A 15,551-nucleotide genomic window follows, 5' to 3' on the forward strand; every position below is an offset into this window, starting at 1 on the left:
GGTGTTGCGCCGAACCGGTGGCCCCGGGGCCGCCCCGCCACCCGGTGCGCCCCGGGGCCGCCGCGTACTCTTGCGCGGATGAACGCCACCGAACGCACCCCTGCCGACCTGCTGCGTTCCGCGCTCGCCGCGGACCCCGGACGCCCCCTGGTGACCTTCTACGACGATGCGACCGGGGAACGCGTCGAACTGTCCGTGGCCACCTTCGCCAATTGGGTGGCCAAGACGGCGAACCTGCTCCAGGGCGACCTGGCCGCCGGGCCGGGCGACCGGGTGGCGCTGCTGCTGCCCGCGCACTGGCAGACGGCGGTGTGGCTGCTGGCGTGCGCGTCGGTCGGGGCGGTCGCGGACGTCGACGGGAACGCGGCCGCGGCGGACGTCGTGGTGAGCGGCCCCGACACGCTGGAGGCGGCTCGCGCCTGCTCCGGCGAGCGGGTCGCGCTGGCGCTGCGGCCGCTGGGCGGCCGGTTCCCGCAGCCACCGCAGGGCTTCCTCGACTACGCGGTGGAGGCGCCGGGGCAGGGCGACCGGTTCGCGCCCTTCGCACCGGTGGATCCGGAGGGCCCGGCGCTGATCGTGGCCGGAGCCGAGTACACGGCCGCCGAGGTCGTGGAGCGGGCCCGGACGGAGGCTCCCGCGCTGGACCTCACGGGGCCCGGGGCGCGACTGCTGTCCGGACTGCCGTACGACACCTGGGAGGGCCTGAGCGCGGGGCTCTACGCACCCCTGGCCGCCGGCGGGTCGGTGGTGCTGTGCCGGAACCTGGACCGGCTGGCGGCGGACGCGCTGGACCGGCGGATCGACAGCGAGCGGGTCACCGCGACGGCGCGATAGGCACGCGGAGTGCCGCCGCGGGACCGGCCCTCCCCCGCCGGGGCGGGTCGACCGGGCCGCGGGAGGGCCACCGGGGACGGCCACCCCCTCCGGACCGGGAGGAGATCCGCGGGCCGGGCGGCCGGGCCCGGCCGACGACCGCCCGGCGACGGACGGCCCGCGGAGTGTGCGCCCCCCGACGGCCCCGCGGGCGGTCCGCACAACATCCCCACGGGACCGGTGCAGTTCCCGGCGGCTCCGCCCAAGTCCCGTGCAGGGGGCCCCGATCGCGACCGGCCGGTGGAGCCCGGCGCTCCACGGCGGCGCGTACGGCTCCGGACGGCCCGCCCCGCGCGGCCGCACGGAAAAGCCCTTCGGGATTCCGGATCAAAAAGCCCCAATTCGGTGCCGCCCCCGCGGGATTCACCGCCGGACGCGATTCTTCTGTGCAGCCGCGCGACTACACCGCGTCGTTCCGGTGGGCACCCTCCCCCGCACCGCTCTTCACCAGTGGCACCACGACGGAGGACTCCAATGGGTAAAGCTCCGGCCAAAGGCGAACCCCTGTTCAAGGATTTGAGCGGAATGCCCAGTTGTAGGGGCGTGGAATTTGTCACCGGCGTCGCTCCGGGCCGAACCGGACGGATAGTGTGAGCGATCCGGTGCACCGGGCCGCGAGGTCATTCCTGGGGCCGTGCACCGTGAACAGACCTGAGCGCCTTGAGGGGGGAAGGCGCCGCGTGGCCCCGACGGAGGATTCGGACAACCGTGGACGCGCAAGGCCGTGGGCGGGCGGACAACATCGATCCCGCAGACCAATGGGTGCTCAATCCGGACACCGGCGAATACGAACTGCAACTGGGCCATTCCGCTCCGCAGTCGTCGGTGCCGGGACCCCGCAGGGCGGGCTCCCGCCGGAACGCGGGCGCCGGACGCGGCCGGACGGCGGCGCCGGGCCGGCAGGGCGGCGATGCCCCGGGCCGCGCGGCCCCGGCTCGTGAGACGCCGGGACGCGATGTCCCGCACCCGCGCCGCCGGCGCCCGGTGCCCGACGAGCCCCTCCCGGGGCGGCGCGGACGCCGGCCGGCGAAGAAGTCGAAGGCCAAGAAGGTCCTGCTGTGGACCGGCGGTTCGATGGCCTTCGTGCTGGTCGCGGCGACGACGGCCGGCTACCTCTACATCAAGCACCTCAACGACAACATCTCGTCCGTCTCCGACGACGGCGCGAGCACCGGTGGCTTCCAGAAGGACCGGGCCATCAACATCCTGCTGATCGGCACCGACAAGCGGACCGGCAAGGGCAACGAGGGCTACGGCGACAAGGGCAGCGTCGGGCACGCCGACACCAACATCCTGCTGCACGTCTCCAAGGACCGCTCCAACGCGACCGCGTTGAGCATCCCGCGCGACCTGATCGTCAACGTCCCGGACTGCCCCACCCAGCAGCCCGACGGCAGCACCAAGGTCATCCCGGGCACGGACAACGTCCGCTTCAACACGAGCCTCGGCCAGGACGGCCGGACGCCGAGCTGCACCATGCGCACGGTGACCGCGCTGACCGGGGTCAAGCCGGACGACTTCATGGTCGCCGACTTCAACGCCATCAAGACGCTGACGTCGGCCGTCGGCGGTGTCGACGTGTGCCTCGGCAAGGACCTCCACGACAAGGACTCGCACCTCGACCTGAAGAAGGGGACGCAGCACATCCAGGGTGAGACCGCGCTCGCCTTCGTGCGCACCCGGCACGCGGTCGGCTTCGGCGGCGACCTCAGCCGCATCCAGCTCCAGCAGCAGTTCCTGAGCTCGCTGATGCGCAAGCTGAAGTCCAACGACACGCTCACCAGCCCGACGAAGATGGTCGACGTGGCCGAGGCGGCCACCAAGGCGCTGACCGTCGACTCCAAGATCAACAGCATCGGCAAGCTGAAGGACCTCGGTCTGGAGCTAGGCAAGCTCAACCCGAAGAACCTGACGTTCACCACGGTGCCGGTCATAGACAACCCGGCCGAGAAGGTGCACGCGACCGTCGTCCTGAAGAACCCCTCCGCGTCGCAGGTCTTCCAGATGGTCCGCGGCGACGTCTCCTTCACCGCCGTCAAGCAGCAGAAGAAGGAGGAGAAGGCCGCCGAGGCCGCCCGCCTCAAGGGCCCCCAGTCCGCGGCCTCCGACGTGCGGGTGCGGGTGACGAACGGCGGGGCCGTCGCCGGCAGCGCCCAGGAGACCCTGACCTGGCTGCAGAACAGCGCGGGCGTGCTCAAGTCCGAGAACGCGGGCAACGCCGCGCCGATCGAGAAGACCACCCTCGAGTACGCCCCCGACCAGGCGGCCCAGGCGAGGAAGCTCGCCGCGCTCATGGGGCTGTCCGGTGCCGCCCTGAAGCCGGGCCAGAGCGTGACCAACTCCCAGGGCCTGCCCGCCATGACGCTGACCCTCGGCAAGGACTTCCAGGGTGCCGGCGTGCCGCTGACCGCCCCGTCCAAGGCTCCGGACGACGTGCAGAAGTCCACCGCGGACAAGGTTCAGTGCGCCAAGTGACCTGACGGGCCTGCCGAGCGTCTAACAGGGCACACGACAGGCCCGTTCGCGGCGCAAGGGTGGGGAGGCAGGCGACATGACGCAGAGCATGGTGCGCGGAGAGGGGACGCAACCGGACGTTCCGGGCGCTCTCGGTCCGGACCGGGCGGACGGCGGACCGCCACGGGACGAGGAGGCGGCCGACGGCGACGGCTCCGGCAGAGGGCGCGGGGGGCGCGCCCTCCGGGGGCCGGGCGGCGGGCGGCGGCGCGTACTGCGCTGGTCGGCGTCGACCCTGGCGGTGCTGATACTCGGGACGGCGTCCGCCGGATACCTCTACTACGAGCACCTCAACGGCAACCTGCGCAAGGGCCAGCGCAGCAGCGGCGACGGCAAGGCCCGGCGGTCGCAGCCGAACGCGGCCGGCCAGACCCCCGTGAACATCCTGCTGATCGGCTCCGACAGCCGTAACTCCGACGCGAACGTGGCGCTGGGCGGCAGCCGGGACAACCGCGGCAACCCCCCGCTCGGCGACGTGCAGATGCTCGTCCACCTGTCCGCGGACCGCAGGAGCGCCTCCGTGGTGAGCATCCCCCGCGACACCCGGGTCGCCATCCCCCAGTGCACCGACCCGGCCACCGGCAAGGTGTACCCGCCGGTCACCACCATCATCAACGAGTCCCTCGCCCGCGGCGGCGCCGGCTGCACGCTGGCCACGTGGGAGAAGGTGACCGGGGTCTACATCGACCACTGGATGACCATCGACTTCGCGGGCGTGGTGCGGATGGCCGACGCCATCGGCGGCGTCGACGTGTGCACCCGGCAGAACGTCTGGGACCGCCCGCTGCCGGGCGTGCCCGGGGGCTCCGGCCTGAAGACGACGGCGGGCACCCACAAGGTCCGGGGCAAGCAGGCCCTGCAGTGGCTGCGCACCCGGCACGCGTGGGGCAGCGACCTGCTGCGGGCCCGCGCCCAGCACATGTACCTCAACTCGATGATCCGCACCCTGAAGGGCCAGAACGCCTTCACCGGAACCGGCAGGCTGATGGACCTGGCGGAGGCGGCCACGAAGTCGCTCCAGGTCTCCGAGGAGATCGGCACCGTCAAGAAGCTGTACGACCTCGGCACGCAGCTGAAGACGGTGCCCACCGACCGGATCACCATGACGACGATGCCCAACGTCCCCGACCCGCTGAACCGCGACCACGTCGTCCCCGACGGCGCCGACGCCGAGAAGGTGTGGCGGATGATCCGCGACGACGTGCCCTTCGACGACAAGGGCCCGGCGGCCGGCGGCACCCCGCACAAGGCGCCGGACACCCCGGCCGCCACCCCCTCGGTCCCGGCCGCCCGGCTGGGAGTGATCGTGGAGAACGCCACCCGGACCTCGACCGGCGCCGCGGTCCGCGGACGGGCCTCCGCGATCGGCCGGGAACTGGTGGCCAAGGGCTACGGCCGCGCCACGGCCGACTCGTCCGCGGTGCCGTCCGAGGACGAGACGGTCGTCCGCTACCCGAGCGCCGACCTGCGCGGCGACGCCCAGCGCGTCGCCGAGGCCCTCGGGATCCCGGCGGACGCGGTGAAGCAGTCGACGGACGTGTCGGGGGTCACCGTCGTCGTGGGCGCCGACTGGCGCGAGGGGACGACGTACCCCCGGCAGACCGCGCCGAAGGCCGGCGACCTGCCCGGCACCTCCGACGCCATCAACGGTTCGGACACGGGTCAGTGCATGGACGTGTACGCGCCCTACCGCTGGTAGGCGGCTCCGGCACGCCGAGGGGCCGCTCAGTCGGCGGCGAGCACCGCCGGACGGCGGGAGGCGATGACCTTCCGTGCCAGCGCGCGCGGACTGGTCAGGAAGCCCCAGCCCCATGACATGTGCATGGTGGCCAGGGCCACCGGGACCTGCAGCCGGGCCCTGACGGGCAGACCCCGGCCCGCCGGGACCGATCCGGCGGCGATGGCCGCCAGATAGCCGCCCGGGACCAGGAAGCCCCACGGGGTGAGGGCCGCACCGACGACCACCCCGGCCGCGATGGCGCACAGCGCGGTCGGCGGGGCGAGGTAGCGCAGGTTGATCGAGCCCTCGTGGAAGCGGGCGACCACGTGCCGCCAGCGGCCGTAGTCCTTGTACTGCTTGGCCAGGGCCCTCACGGTCGGGCGCGGGCGGTACGACACCCTCAGCTCCGGCGAGAACCAGATCAGGCCGCCCGCCTCGCGGATGCGGAAGTTCAGTTCCCAGTCCTGGGCGCGGACGAACTCCTCGTTGTAGCCGCCCTGCTGCTCCAGGGCCGCGCGGCGGAAGACACCGAGGTAGACCGTCTCCGCGGGGCCGGCCTCGCCGCCGGTGTGGAAGGCCGCGTTGCCCACGCCGATCCGGGAGGTCATCGCGGCGGCGACGGCGTGCTCCCAGTCGTTCTCGCCCTCGGCGTGCATGACGCCGCCGACGTTCTGCGCGCCGGTCTCCTCCAGGAGCCGTACGGCGGTGGCTATGTAGTCGGGTGACAGCATGCCGTGGCCGTCGACGCGGACCACGACCGGATGGCGCGAGGCCTTGATCGCCGCGTTGAGCGCCGCCGGGGTGCGGCCGGTCGGGTTGGGCACGGTGTGCACGCGGGGGTCTTCCCGGACGAGTTCGGCGGCGATCTCGTCCGTGCGGTCCGCCGACGGACCGAGGGCGATCACGACCTCCATCTCGCCGGCGTACTCCTGCGCGAGGATCGCTTCGACGGCTCCGCGCAGATGCCGCTCTTCGTTGAGGACGGGCATGATCACAGAAACGGCGGGGGGCCGCACGTCGGACTTGGCGTTCATCGGTGCTCACGTTACCGCGAACGGGGGACGCCGATGCGCGCCGCCGGGTCACTGCACCGGTCAGCAGATCGTATGGACCTACGGTGCTCACGGTGCCCACGCACGCCATAAGCGGAGGTGTCCCCCCATGTCCACCATGCCGCCCCGGTCTCCCGCTCCACCCCGGCGACGGCCGCCCCGGCAGCGGGTCCTCGCCCCGGCGCGGCCCCCGGTCCCGCCACGCCCGCCCGTCCGGCGCAGACGTCCGCGCTGGGCCATGCGGGCGGTGACGACCCTGTCGGTGGTGGTGCTCGCCTCCGCCGGGATCGGGCACGCCGTGGTCTCCAGCCTGGACGCCGACATCGCACGCGTCGACCCCTTCCGGGACATGAAGAACCGTCCCGAGGCCGGCCACGGCATGAACGTGCTGCTGGTCGGCACCGACGGCCGGGACAGGATCAGCGAGGACGAGCGGCGCCGGTACCGGCTCGGCGGGCTGCCCTGCCACTGCACGGACACGATGATGATCGTGCACGTGTCGGAGAACCGGGAGCGCGCCAGCGTGGTGAGCCTGCCGCGGGACTCCTACGCCGAGATCCCCGGGCGCCTCGACCGGACCACCGGCCGCGCGCAGGGTCCGCACCCGGTCAAGCTGAACGCCGCGTACGCGGAGGGCGGCCCGAACCTCACCGTGCGCACCGTGGAGGACATGACCCATCTGAAGATCGACCACTACCTGGAGGTCGACTTCACCACGTTCATGCGGACCGTGGACGTCCTCGGCGGGGTGCAGATCTGCACCACCGAACCGCTCAAGGACAGCTTCACGGGCCTGGACCTCCCCGCGGGCACGCACAGCCTGAGCGGCGGCCAGGCCCTGCAGTACGTCCGCTCCCGGCACGTCGACGGCGCCAGCGACCTGGGGCGGATGAAACGCCAGCAGCGCTTCCTGGCGGCGCTGATCGCCCGGGCGACCTCGTCCGGGGTGCTGCTGAACCCGATGCGGTTCCGGGACGTGACCCGGGCGGTGCTGGGCTCGGTCCGCGCGGACCGGGGCTTCCGCACGGACGAGCTGCTGGACCTCGGCCGGGCGATGCGGAACTTCTCACCCTCGTCGTCGGAGTTCGCCACCGTCCCGCTCGCGCAGACGGCCGTCCCGGTCAAGGGGCTCGGGTCGACCGTGAAATGGGACACGGCCAAGGCGGACCAGCTCTTCCGGTCGCTGCGCGAGGACCGGCCCCTCGCGGTGCACCGGGCCCCCCGGCCGAACCGCCCCGCGGCGGTGGAGGTCCCGCCCTCGCAGATCCGCGTGCAGGTGGAGAACGGCACCGGCACGGTCGGGCTGGGAAAGCGGGCCGACGCGGCGCTGGCCGCGGCCGGCTTCCGCACCACGGGCGCGGCGGTGGACTCCAAGGAGCGCGGGGTGCGGCGGACCGTGATCGTGTACGACCCCCGGTGGGACAAGTCGGCGCGGGCGCTCGCCGTGGCGCTGCCCGGCAGCGAGCTGCGGGCGGTCCCCCTTCGGGGCGCCACGCTCCACGTGATCGCGGGCGACGACTTCCGGCAGGTCCGCAAGGTGCAGGCCGTGGACCCCGTGAAGGAGGCCTCGGCCGTGGTCACCGGCGACGAGGTGGCGTGCGGCTGAGCGGCCCCGGGCGGGGGCTCAGTCCTCGTAGCCCTCGGCGGCGCGGCGCTCGCGCAGCTCCTTGATGGCCCGGCGGCGGGCCAGGCGGTGGGTGCGGCGGATCTGGGCCTCCTGGCAGCGCCGCCGGTCCCGCTCGGTCTCGGGGACGACCGGCGGCACCGCGCGCGGTTTGCCGTCGGCGTCCACCGCGGCGAAGACGAGGTAGGCCGAGCCGACCTGGGTGGGCGGGGCGGACTCGTTCCAGCGCTCGGCCAGCACCCGGACGCCGACCTCCATCGACGTCCGGCCGGTCCAGTTGACCTGGGCCTTCACATGGACGAGGTCGCCGACGCGGACCGGCTCCAGGAACACCATCTCGTCCATCGAGGCGGTGACCGCGGGCCCGCCGCTGTGCCTGCCGGCCACCGCGCCCGCCGCGTCGTCGACCAGTTTCATGATCACACCGCCGTGCACCGTGCCCAGGAGGTTGGTGTCGTTGTGGGTCATGATGTGGCTGAGCGTGGTCCGGGAAGCCGATGTGGGCTTGCCCGGGATGTCCGACGTTCCGGACTGGGCGGCGGAGGCCTGGTGTGTCATGGCCCCTACCTTATGCCGAGGTCACAGGCGCGGAATTTTGTGTCAGCTTCGCAACAGCGGAGGCCCTATTTCCCGACGGGCCTTGTAAGACACCACGCCGGTCCCTGCACACTGGGGCGCATGAATGATTGGCCCGAGGGATGGTCCGAACACAACCGCGGCTCCCGCTACGGACGCGGCAGCTCAGCCCCGCACCCCGAGAGCGCTCGCGTGATGCGCCAGGTGCGGCGCGGCCAGGCCGCCCCGCCCGGACAGGGCGGCTACGGCGGCCCCGGTCCCTCGGCGCCTCCGTACGGTGTCCCGCAGCAGCCGTCGTACGGCAACGGCGGCGGTGACTACGGCGAGTACGACGACGGCTACAACACCGGGCAGGTCTACGGCGGGCCCGGCGACCCGGGCGGCCGTGACCTGCGGCCGGCGCCGAACTGGGGCCGCCGCATCAAGCGGACCGCGCTCACCCTGGTGATCCTGCTGGTGGCCGCCTCGGTGGGCACCTACTTCTGGGCCGACTCCAAGCTGCACCGCGACGTCGACCTGTCCAAGGTCATAGACCGGCCCGCGGAGGGCGACGGCACGAACTACCTCATCGTCGGGTCCGACAGCCGCGCCGGGCTCACCGCCGCGGACAAGAAGAAGCTGCACACCGGCTCCGCCGAGGGCAAGCGCACCGACTCGATGATGATCCTGCACGTCGGCAGCAACGGCGACACGCTCGTCTCGCTGCCGCGCGACTCGGACGTGGTGGTCCCCTCCTACAAGGGGTCGACGTCCGGCAAGGACTACCCGGCGCAGGGCCGGCACGTGAAGCTCAACGCCACGTACGCGGAGGACGGCCCGACGCTGCTGGTGCGCACCATCGAGGCCAACACCGGCCTGCACATCGACCACTACGTGGAGATCGGCTTCGCCGGCTTCGCCAACATCGTGGACGCGGTCGGCGGTGTCGACATGACCATCGACCAGGGCTTCAAGGACAAGTACTCCGGCGCGGACTTCAAGGCGGGCAGGCAGACGCTGAACGGCGACCAGGCCCTCGCCTTCGTCCGGACCCGGCACGCCTTCGCGGCGTCCGACCTGCAGCGCACCAAGAACCAGCAGAAGTTCCTGTCCGCCCTGGCGCACCAGGTCGCCACCCCGTCGACGGTCCTGAACCCCTTCAAGCTCTACCCGACCATGGGCGCGGGCCTGGACTCCCTGACCGTCGACAAGGACATGGGCCTGTGGGACCTGGGCTCCATGTTCTGGGCGATGAAGGGCGTCAGCGGCGGCGACGGCACGTCCCTGAACATGCCGATATCCGGCTCCACGGGCGGCAACCTCGTCTGGGACAAGGCGAAGGTGAAGACGCTGGTGGACGAGCTGAACCACGACCAGAAGGTCACCGTCACCAGCAACTGACGGCCGTGTGCACGGCGAGCCCCGCGGTCCACGGCCGCGGGGCTCGCCGCGTCCGGGCCGGGTGCGGACCGCCCGCGGGCCGCGTCCGGCGCCGGGGCGGGTCTCACATACGGACCGCCGCCATCGAGCGGCACAGGTCCGCACAGTGGCGGCACGCCTCCGTACAGCGCCGCATCATCTCGTCGTCGGGCATGGACATGCACGCCTCGGCGCACATGTCGCAGGCCTTGGCGCACATCCCGCACATCTCGGTCGCCAGCGGCGAGCGCCGCATCATCATGTCGGCGCAGGAGCGGGTCATCTCGGAGCAGTCCATCAGCGCGCGCATGATCTGCATCTGCGCCTGGCCGCCCCGCTGCATGCAGGAACTCATGGCCTCCTCGCAGATGTTGTGGCAGCTCATGCACGCCTGGACGCAGTCCTGCATCGCCGGGGACAGGGCGGCGCCGGATCCGGGTGGGGTGTGGGTCATGACTCCTCCTCGCGGGACGGCCGGGACCCACGGGACGGGCCCCGTGTGCTTTCCGTCGTACGCCCACCGGCGGCCCCGCGCCATCGGAGGAGCGCCGGGGGCCGGCCCCGGTCCGCACGCACGGCAGAGCCCCCGGCGGTGTGCCGGGGGCTCTGCGGTGCCTGGGCGGGTTACGGCAGGTTGCGGGCCATCACGATCCGCTGGACCTGGTTGGTGCCTTCGTAGATCTGCGTGATCTTCGCGTCGCGCATCATGCGCTCCACCGGGTAGTCGCGGGTGTAGCCGTAGCCGCCGAGGAGCTGGACCGCGTCCGTGGTGACCTCCATCGCCACGTCCGAGGCGAAGCACTTGGCCGCGGCGCCCTGGAAGGTGAGGTCGGCGTCGCCGCGCTCGGACTTGGCCGCGGCCGCGTAGGTGAGCTGACGGGCCGCCTCGATCTTCATGGCCATGTCGGCGAGCATGAACTGGATGCCCTGGAAGTCGGCGATCGGCTTGCCGAACTGCTTGCGCTCGCGGACGTAGCCCTTGGCGTAGTCGAGGGCGCCCTGGGCGATGCCGAGGGCCTGGGCCGCGATGGTGATGCGGGTGTGGTCCAGGGTCTTCATGGCGGTCGCGAAGCCGGTGCCCTCGGCGCCGATCATGCGGTCGGCGGGGATGCGCACGTTGTCGAGGTAGACCTCGCGGGTCGGGCTGCCCTTGATGCCGAGCTTCTTCTCCGGGGCGCCGAAGGAGACGCCCTCGTCGGACTTCTCCACGACGAAGGCGGAGATGCCCCTGGAGCGCTTCTCCGGGTCGGTGACCGCCATCACCGTGTAGTACTCCGAGACGCCCGCGTTCGTGATCCAGCGCTTCACGCCGTTGAGGACCCAGAAGTCGCCGTCGCGGACGGCCTTGGTCTTCATGCCCGCCGCGTCGGAACCGGCGTCCGGCTCGGACAGGCAGTACGAGAACATCCCGTCGCCCTTGGCGAGCGGCGTCATGTACTTCTTCTTCAGCTCCTCGGAGCCGGAGAGGATCACCGGCAGGGAGCCCAGCTTGTTCACCGCGGGGATCAGGGAGGAGGAGGCGCAGACACGGGCGACCTCCTCGATGACGATCACCGTGGCGAGGGCGTCGGCGCCCGCGCCGCCGTACTCCTCGGGGACGTGCACGGCGTGCAGGTCGCCCGCGACCAGCGCGTCGAGCGCCTCCTGCGGGAACCGTGCCTCCTCGTCCACCGCGGCGGCGTGGGGCGCGATCTTCGCCTCGGCCAGCGAGCGGACGGCGTCGCGGAGCATGTCGTGCTCCTCGGACGGGCGGTACAGGTCGAAGTCAGCCGATCCGGCCAAGGTCTCTCACGCTCCAATGACGACGCACTGCATATCGCTAATTACCGTTAAGTAACTCGAATTTTAGGGGGCCGCCCACGCCTGTGACACGTGAGCTTGGCGACAGCGGGAGAATTGCCCGGCGAAGGGCTCCGGCAACCCCCGGCTATGCTCGACCACCGCATCACCATCGTCCCTCCTGGAGCATCCATGAGCCTCAAGATCACCGTGATCGGCACCGGCTATCTCGGCGCGACGCACGCCGCGGCCATGGCCGAGCTCGGGTTCGAGGTGCTGGGACTCGACGTGGTCCCCGAGAAGATCGAGATGCTCCAGCGGGGCGAGGTCCCGATGTACGAGCCCGGTCTGGAGGACCTGCTGCGCCGGCACGTGGCGGGCATCGAGGGCTCCACCGGGCGGCTGCGCTTCACCATGGACTTCGCCGAGGTGGCCGCGTTCGGCGACATCCACTTCGTCTGCGTGAACACTCCGCAGAAGCACGGCGAGTACGCCTGCGACATGTCCTACGTGGAGTCCGCGATCGCCTCGCTCGCCCCGCACCTGACCGGCCCCGCCCTGGTCGTCGGCAAGTCCACCGTGCCGGTCGGCTCGGCGGACCGGCTGGCCCGCACGATCGCGGAGCTCGCGCCCGCCGGCGAGGAGGTGGAGCTGGCGTGGAACCCGGAGTTCCTGCGCGAGGGCTTCGCCGTCGAGGACACCCTGCACCCGGACCGGATCGTGGTCGGCGTGCGCAGCGGGCACGCCGAGAAGCTGCTGCGCGAGGTGTACGCGACGCCGGTCGGCGAGGGCTCCCCCTTCGTGGTGACCGACTTCCCGACGGCCGAGCTGGTGAAGACCTCGGCCAACTCCTTCCTCGCGACCAAGATCTCCTTCATCAACGCGATGGCGGAGGTCTGCGAGGCGGCCGGCGGCGACGTCGCCGGGCTGGCGGAGGCGATCGGGTACGACGACCGGATCGGCCGGAAGTTCCTGCGGGCCGGCATCGGCTTCGGCGGCGGCTGCCTGCCCAAGGACATCCGGGCGTTCATGGCGCGCGCCGGTGAGCTGGGCGCCGACCAGGCGCTGACGTTCCTGCGCGAGATCGACTCCATCAACATGCGCCAGCGCGGCCAGATGGTGGAGCTGGCGCGGGAGGCGCTGGGCGGGGGCTCCTTCCTCGGCAAGCGGGTCGCGGTGCTCGGGGCGAGCTTCAAGCCCGACTCGGACGACGTGCGCGACTCGCCGGCGCTGAACGTGGCCGGCCAGATACACCTCCAGGGCGGGCAGGTCACGGTCTACGACCCCAAGGGCATGGAGAACGCGCGCCGGGTCTTCCCGACGCTCGGCTACGCCGGCTCCGCGCTGGAGGCGGTCCGGGGCGCCGATGTCGTCCTGCACCTGACGGAGTGGCGCGAGTTCCGCGAGCTGGACCCGGCGGCGCTGGGCGAGGTCGCGGCGCGGCGGCTGGTGCTCGACGGGCGCAACGCGCTCGACCCGGAGCTGTGGCGGCGGGCCGGCTGGACGTACCGGGCGATGGGCCGCCCGACCGCCTGACGCGGGCGCTTCCGGCCCCGCCCCGCACGCCCGGGCACAGCGGGGCGCACCGTGCACGAGGACGCCGGTTCGGCCGAGGCTCAGTCGGCCGAACCGGCGTCTGCACGCATTCTGCACCACGGGACCGTCGCACGGTCCCGGAACGCCTGCCGGGTCAGGGCTGCTTCGCCCGGTACCGGCGCATCTTGGCGCGCGCCCCGCACACCTGCATCGAGCACCAGCGGCTGCGGCCGGCCGGGCTGCGGTCGTAGTAGGCCCAGTGGCAGTCGGCGGCCTCGCACGCCTTCAGCCGGTGCCAGGTGCCCGCGACGAGTCCTCCGGCGACGGCTGCCGCGATCCGGGAGGCCAGCGGGGCCCGGTCGGCCGGGGCGAGAGCGGCGGACCCGTCCCGTTCGTCGACGGTGACCAGCAGGGGTGCCCGGGCGAGGAGGGTGCCGAGCGGGGTCACGGCGCGGTGCGGGGGGTGGCCGGCGTGGGCGAGCAGGGCGGCGCGCAGGGCCTCGCGCAGGTCGCGCGCCGCGGGCACCTCGGTCTCGGAGATGCCGAGGGCCTCCCGGCCGGCGGCGGTGCCGAGGGAGTCGGTGCCCGTCTCGATGTCGAGGGTGTTCACCAGGGACTCCACCAGCGCCAGCGCCCCGGGTGCGGGCGTTCGCTCACTCATACCGGCGACCGTACCCCGCCTCTTCGCTTGCGGCGTTACCTGCTCTGGGGGAGCATGCGGTAAGCGTTACCGTCATATCGTCTTCACGGGTAACCGGCGGTGCCGGACCCGTCAGGGAGGAAGTCATGGCTCTCGCCGCACTGGGTGCCGTCGTGCTGGACTGCCCCGACCCGGCCGCGCTGGCCGGTTTCTACGCCGAGGTGCTCGGCGGGACCGTCGAGGACCGGGGCGACTGGGTGGACCTCAAGGTGCCCGGTGCCACGCCGCTGGCCTTCCAGGCGGCGCCGGGGTACGTCCCGCCGCGCTGGCCCGACGCGGACGCCTCGCAGCAGTTCCACCTCGACCTCGCCGTCGACGACCTCGACGAGGCCGAGCACCGCGTGCTCGCACTGGGGGCGAAGCCGCTGGACGCCGACGACCGGGAGCGGAGCTTCCGGGTGTACGCGGACCCGGCGGGGCATCCGTTCTGCCTGTGCGCCTGCTGATCTGCCCGTGCGCCTGCTGACCCGTGCCGCCGGCGGGCGGGTGGTGCCGGCGGCCGGGTCCGTGGGCGGGTGCGGCAGGGCCCGGGCACGCGGCGGGGCGACCGGTCGCGCCGGCCGCCCCGTCCCCCTCCCGCCCGCCGCCGGGCCGGTCAGCCGTCGAGCTCGTCGATGGTGGCGTTCGACGGGCCGCGGGTGGCCTGCAGCCCGCGGGCCACGTCCTCGGCGGCACCGAGGACACGTACCGCGTTCTTCCAGGTCAGCTTGGCCAGGTCCGCCCGGGACCAGCCGCGGTCCAGCAGCTCGGCCAGCAGGTTCGGGTAGCCGGAGACGTCGTCCAGGCCGTCCGGGGTGAAGGCGGTGCCGTCGTAGTCGCCGCCGATGCCGAGGTGGTCGATGCCCGCGACCTCGCGCATGTGGTCGAGGTGGTCGGCGACCGTGGACGCCGTGGCGACCGGGCGGGGGGTGCGCTCCTCGAACGCCCGGTGGACCTTCATGGCCTCGGGGGTGGTGTCGAGGTGGTGGAAGCCGTGGGCGCGCATGTTCTCGTCCGCGGCGGCCGTCCAGTCGACGGCGGCCTGGAGCACGAACTTCGGCACGAACGTCACCATGGCCACGCCGCCGTTGGCGGGCAGCCGCTCCAGCACGTCGTCGGGGATGTTGCGGGGGTGGTCGCAGACGGCCCGGGACGAGGAGTGGGAGAAGATCACCGGCGCGGACGTCGCGTCCAGCGCGTCCCGCATGGTCGTCGCCGCCACGTGGGACAGGTCGACGAGCATGCCGAGCCGGTTCATCTCCCGGACCACCTCGCGGCCGAACCGGGACAGGCCGCCGGCCGCGGGCTCGTCGGTGGCCGAGTCCGCCCAGGCCACGTTGTCGTTGTGGGTGAGCGTCATGTAGCGGACGCCGAGCGCGTACAGGCCGCGCAGGGTGCCCAGGGAGTTGGCGATGGAGTGGCCGCCCTCGGCGCCCATGAGGGAGGCGATCCGGCCGTCGCGGCGGGCCGCCTCCATGTCCGCGGCGGTCCGGGCGGGCGCCAGGTCGGCCGGGTAGCGGTCCAGCAGCTGCCGTACGCAGTCGATCTGCTCCAGGGTGGCCGGCACCGGCTCGGGCAGGTCGGCGGGCACGTACACCGACCAGAACTGCGCGCCGACGCCGCCGCTGCGCAGGCGCGGGAGGTCGGTGTGCAGGTGCTCGTGCTGGTGGGTGGCGATGTCGAGGGCGTCGAGGTCGTACCGGGCGTGGGCGCGCAGGGCCCACGGCAGGTCGTTGTGTCCGTCGACGACCGGGAACTCGGCGAGCAGCTCCCGCACGGCGTCCAGGGAGTCCATCGCGC

Annotated in this window: 13 protein-coding genes; 7 read left to right on the forward strand and 6 right to left on the reverse strand. The window is 72.6% G+C overall.

From position 1 onward, the window contains the following. Positions 1-78: 78 nt before the first annotated feature. The 3 genes from P3H78_RS23645 (at position 79) to P3H78_RS23655 (ending at position 5,086) form a co-directional block, all read left to right on the forward strand. Positions 79-834, forward strand: a complete 756-nt coding sequence (locus P3H78_RS23645) for a TIGR03089 family protein (RefSeq protein WP_276111143.1) — start codon at positions 79-81, stop codon at positions 832-834. 747 nt (positions 835-1,581) lie between these two features. Then, positions 1,582-3,348, forward strand: coding sequence for an LCP family glycopolymer transferase (locus tag P3H78_RS23650; protein ID WP_276111144.1), 1,767 nt, complete (start codon positions 1,582-1,584; stop codon positions 3,346-3,348). Between the two features lie 76 nt (positions 3,349-3,424). After that, complete coding sequence (locus P3H78_RS23655; protein ID WP_276111145.1) at positions 3,425-5,086, forward strand: LCP family protein; 1,662 nt, start codon at positions 3,425-3,427, stop codon at positions 5,084-5,086. 26 nt (positions 5,087-5,112) lie between these two features. Here P3H78_RS23655 and P3H78_RS23660 read toward each other — a convergent pair whose 3' ends face one another. Further along, a complete protein-coding gene (locus P3H78_RS23660) occupies positions 5,113-6,141 on the reverse strand; it encodes a glycosyltransferase family 2 protein (RefSeq protein WP_276111146.1) in 1,029 nt (342 codons plus the stop codon). Positions 6,142-6,268: 127 nt separating this feature from the next. Here P3H78_RS23660 and P3H78_RS23665 point away from each other — a divergent pair, with 127 nt between their 5' ends. After that, entirely contained in the window at positions 6,269-7,765 is a 1,497-nt protein-coding gene (locus tag P3H78_RS23665; protein WP_276111147.1) for an LCP family protein, read from the forward strand. A gap of 18 nt (positions 7,766-7,783) precedes the next feature. Here P3H78_RS23665 and P3H78_RS23670 read toward each other — a convergent pair whose 3' ends face one another. Next, positions 7,784-8,341, reverse strand: coding sequence for an acyl-CoA thioesterase (locus P3H78_RS23670; protein ID WP_276111148.1), 558 nt, complete (start codon positions 8,339-8,341; stop codon positions 7,784-7,786). A gap of 120 nt (positions 8,342-8,461) precedes the next feature. On the opposite strand from P3H78_RS23670, the gene P3H78_RS23675 reads away from it, so the two are divergent. Next, on the forward strand, positions 8,462-9,739 hold the full coding sequence (locus P3H78_RS23675) for an LCP family protein (protein WP_276111149.1): 1,278 nt from the start codon (positions 8,462-8,464) through the stop codon (positions 9,737-9,739). A 103-nt stretch (positions 9,740-9,842) separates the two neighbouring features. On the opposite strand, the gene P3H78_RS23680 is transcribed toward P3H78_RS23675, so the two are convergent. Next, positions 9,843-10,211 carry a four-helix bundle copper-binding protein gene (locus tag P3H78_RS23680; RefSeq protein WP_276111150.1) on the reverse strand — a complete coding sequence of 123 codons (369 nt, stop codon included), beginning with the start codon at positions 10,209-10,211 and terminating at the stop codon, positions 9,843-9,845. A 170-nt stretch (positions 10,212-10,381) separates the two neighbouring features. Further along, positions 10,382-11,539 (reverse strand): acyl-CoA dehydrogenase, encoded by a 1,158-nt coding sequence (locus tag P3H78_RS23685; protein WP_276111151.1) that lies wholly within the window; start codon positions 11,537-11,539, stop codon positions 10,382-10,384. Positions 11,540-11,728: 189 nt separating this feature from the next. On the opposite strand from P3H78_RS23685, the gene P3H78_RS23690 reads away from it, so the two are divergent. After that, a complete protein-coding gene (locus P3H78_RS23690; RefSeq protein ID WP_276111152.1) occupies positions 11,729-13,072 on the forward strand; it encodes a UDP-glucose dehydrogenase family protein in 1,344 nt (447 codons plus the stop codon). A gap of 154 nt (positions 13,073-13,226) precedes the next feature. Here the strand turns inward: P3H78_RS23690 and P3H78_RS23695 are convergent, their stop codons facing one another. Then, positions 13,227-13,733 (reverse strand): CGNR zinc finger domain-containing protein, encoded by a 507-nt coding sequence (locus P3H78_RS23695; RefSeq protein ID WP_276111153.1) that lies wholly within the window; start codon positions 13,731-13,733, stop codon positions 13,227-13,229. 125 nt (positions 13,734-13,858) lie between these two features. On the opposite strand from P3H78_RS23695, the gene P3H78_RS23700 reads away from it, so the two are divergent. Continuing rightward, the gene (locus P3H78_RS23700; protein ID WP_276111154.1) at positions 13,859-14,218 is read left to right on the forward strand and encodes a VOC family protein; all 360 of its coding nucleotides are present in this window, start codon (positions 13,859-13,861) and stop codon (positions 14,216-14,218) included. A 149-nt stretch (positions 14,219-14,367) separates the two neighbouring features. Here the strand turns inward: P3H78_RS23700 and P3H78_RS23705 are convergent, their stop codons facing one another. Then, complete coding sequence (locus P3H78_RS23705; RefSeq protein ID WP_438828031.1) at positions 14,368-15,546, reverse strand: dipeptidase; 1,179 nt, start codon at positions 15,544-15,546, stop codon at positions 14,368-14,370. Between the last annotated feature and the right edge of the window lie 5 nt (positions 15,547-15,551).

This window comes from Streptomyces tropicalis (assembly GCF_029269835.1).
In the GTDB taxonomy this organism is placed as follows: domain Bacteria; phylum Actinomycetota; class Actinomycetes; order Streptomycetales; family Streptomycetaceae; genus Streptomyces; species Streptomyces tropicalis.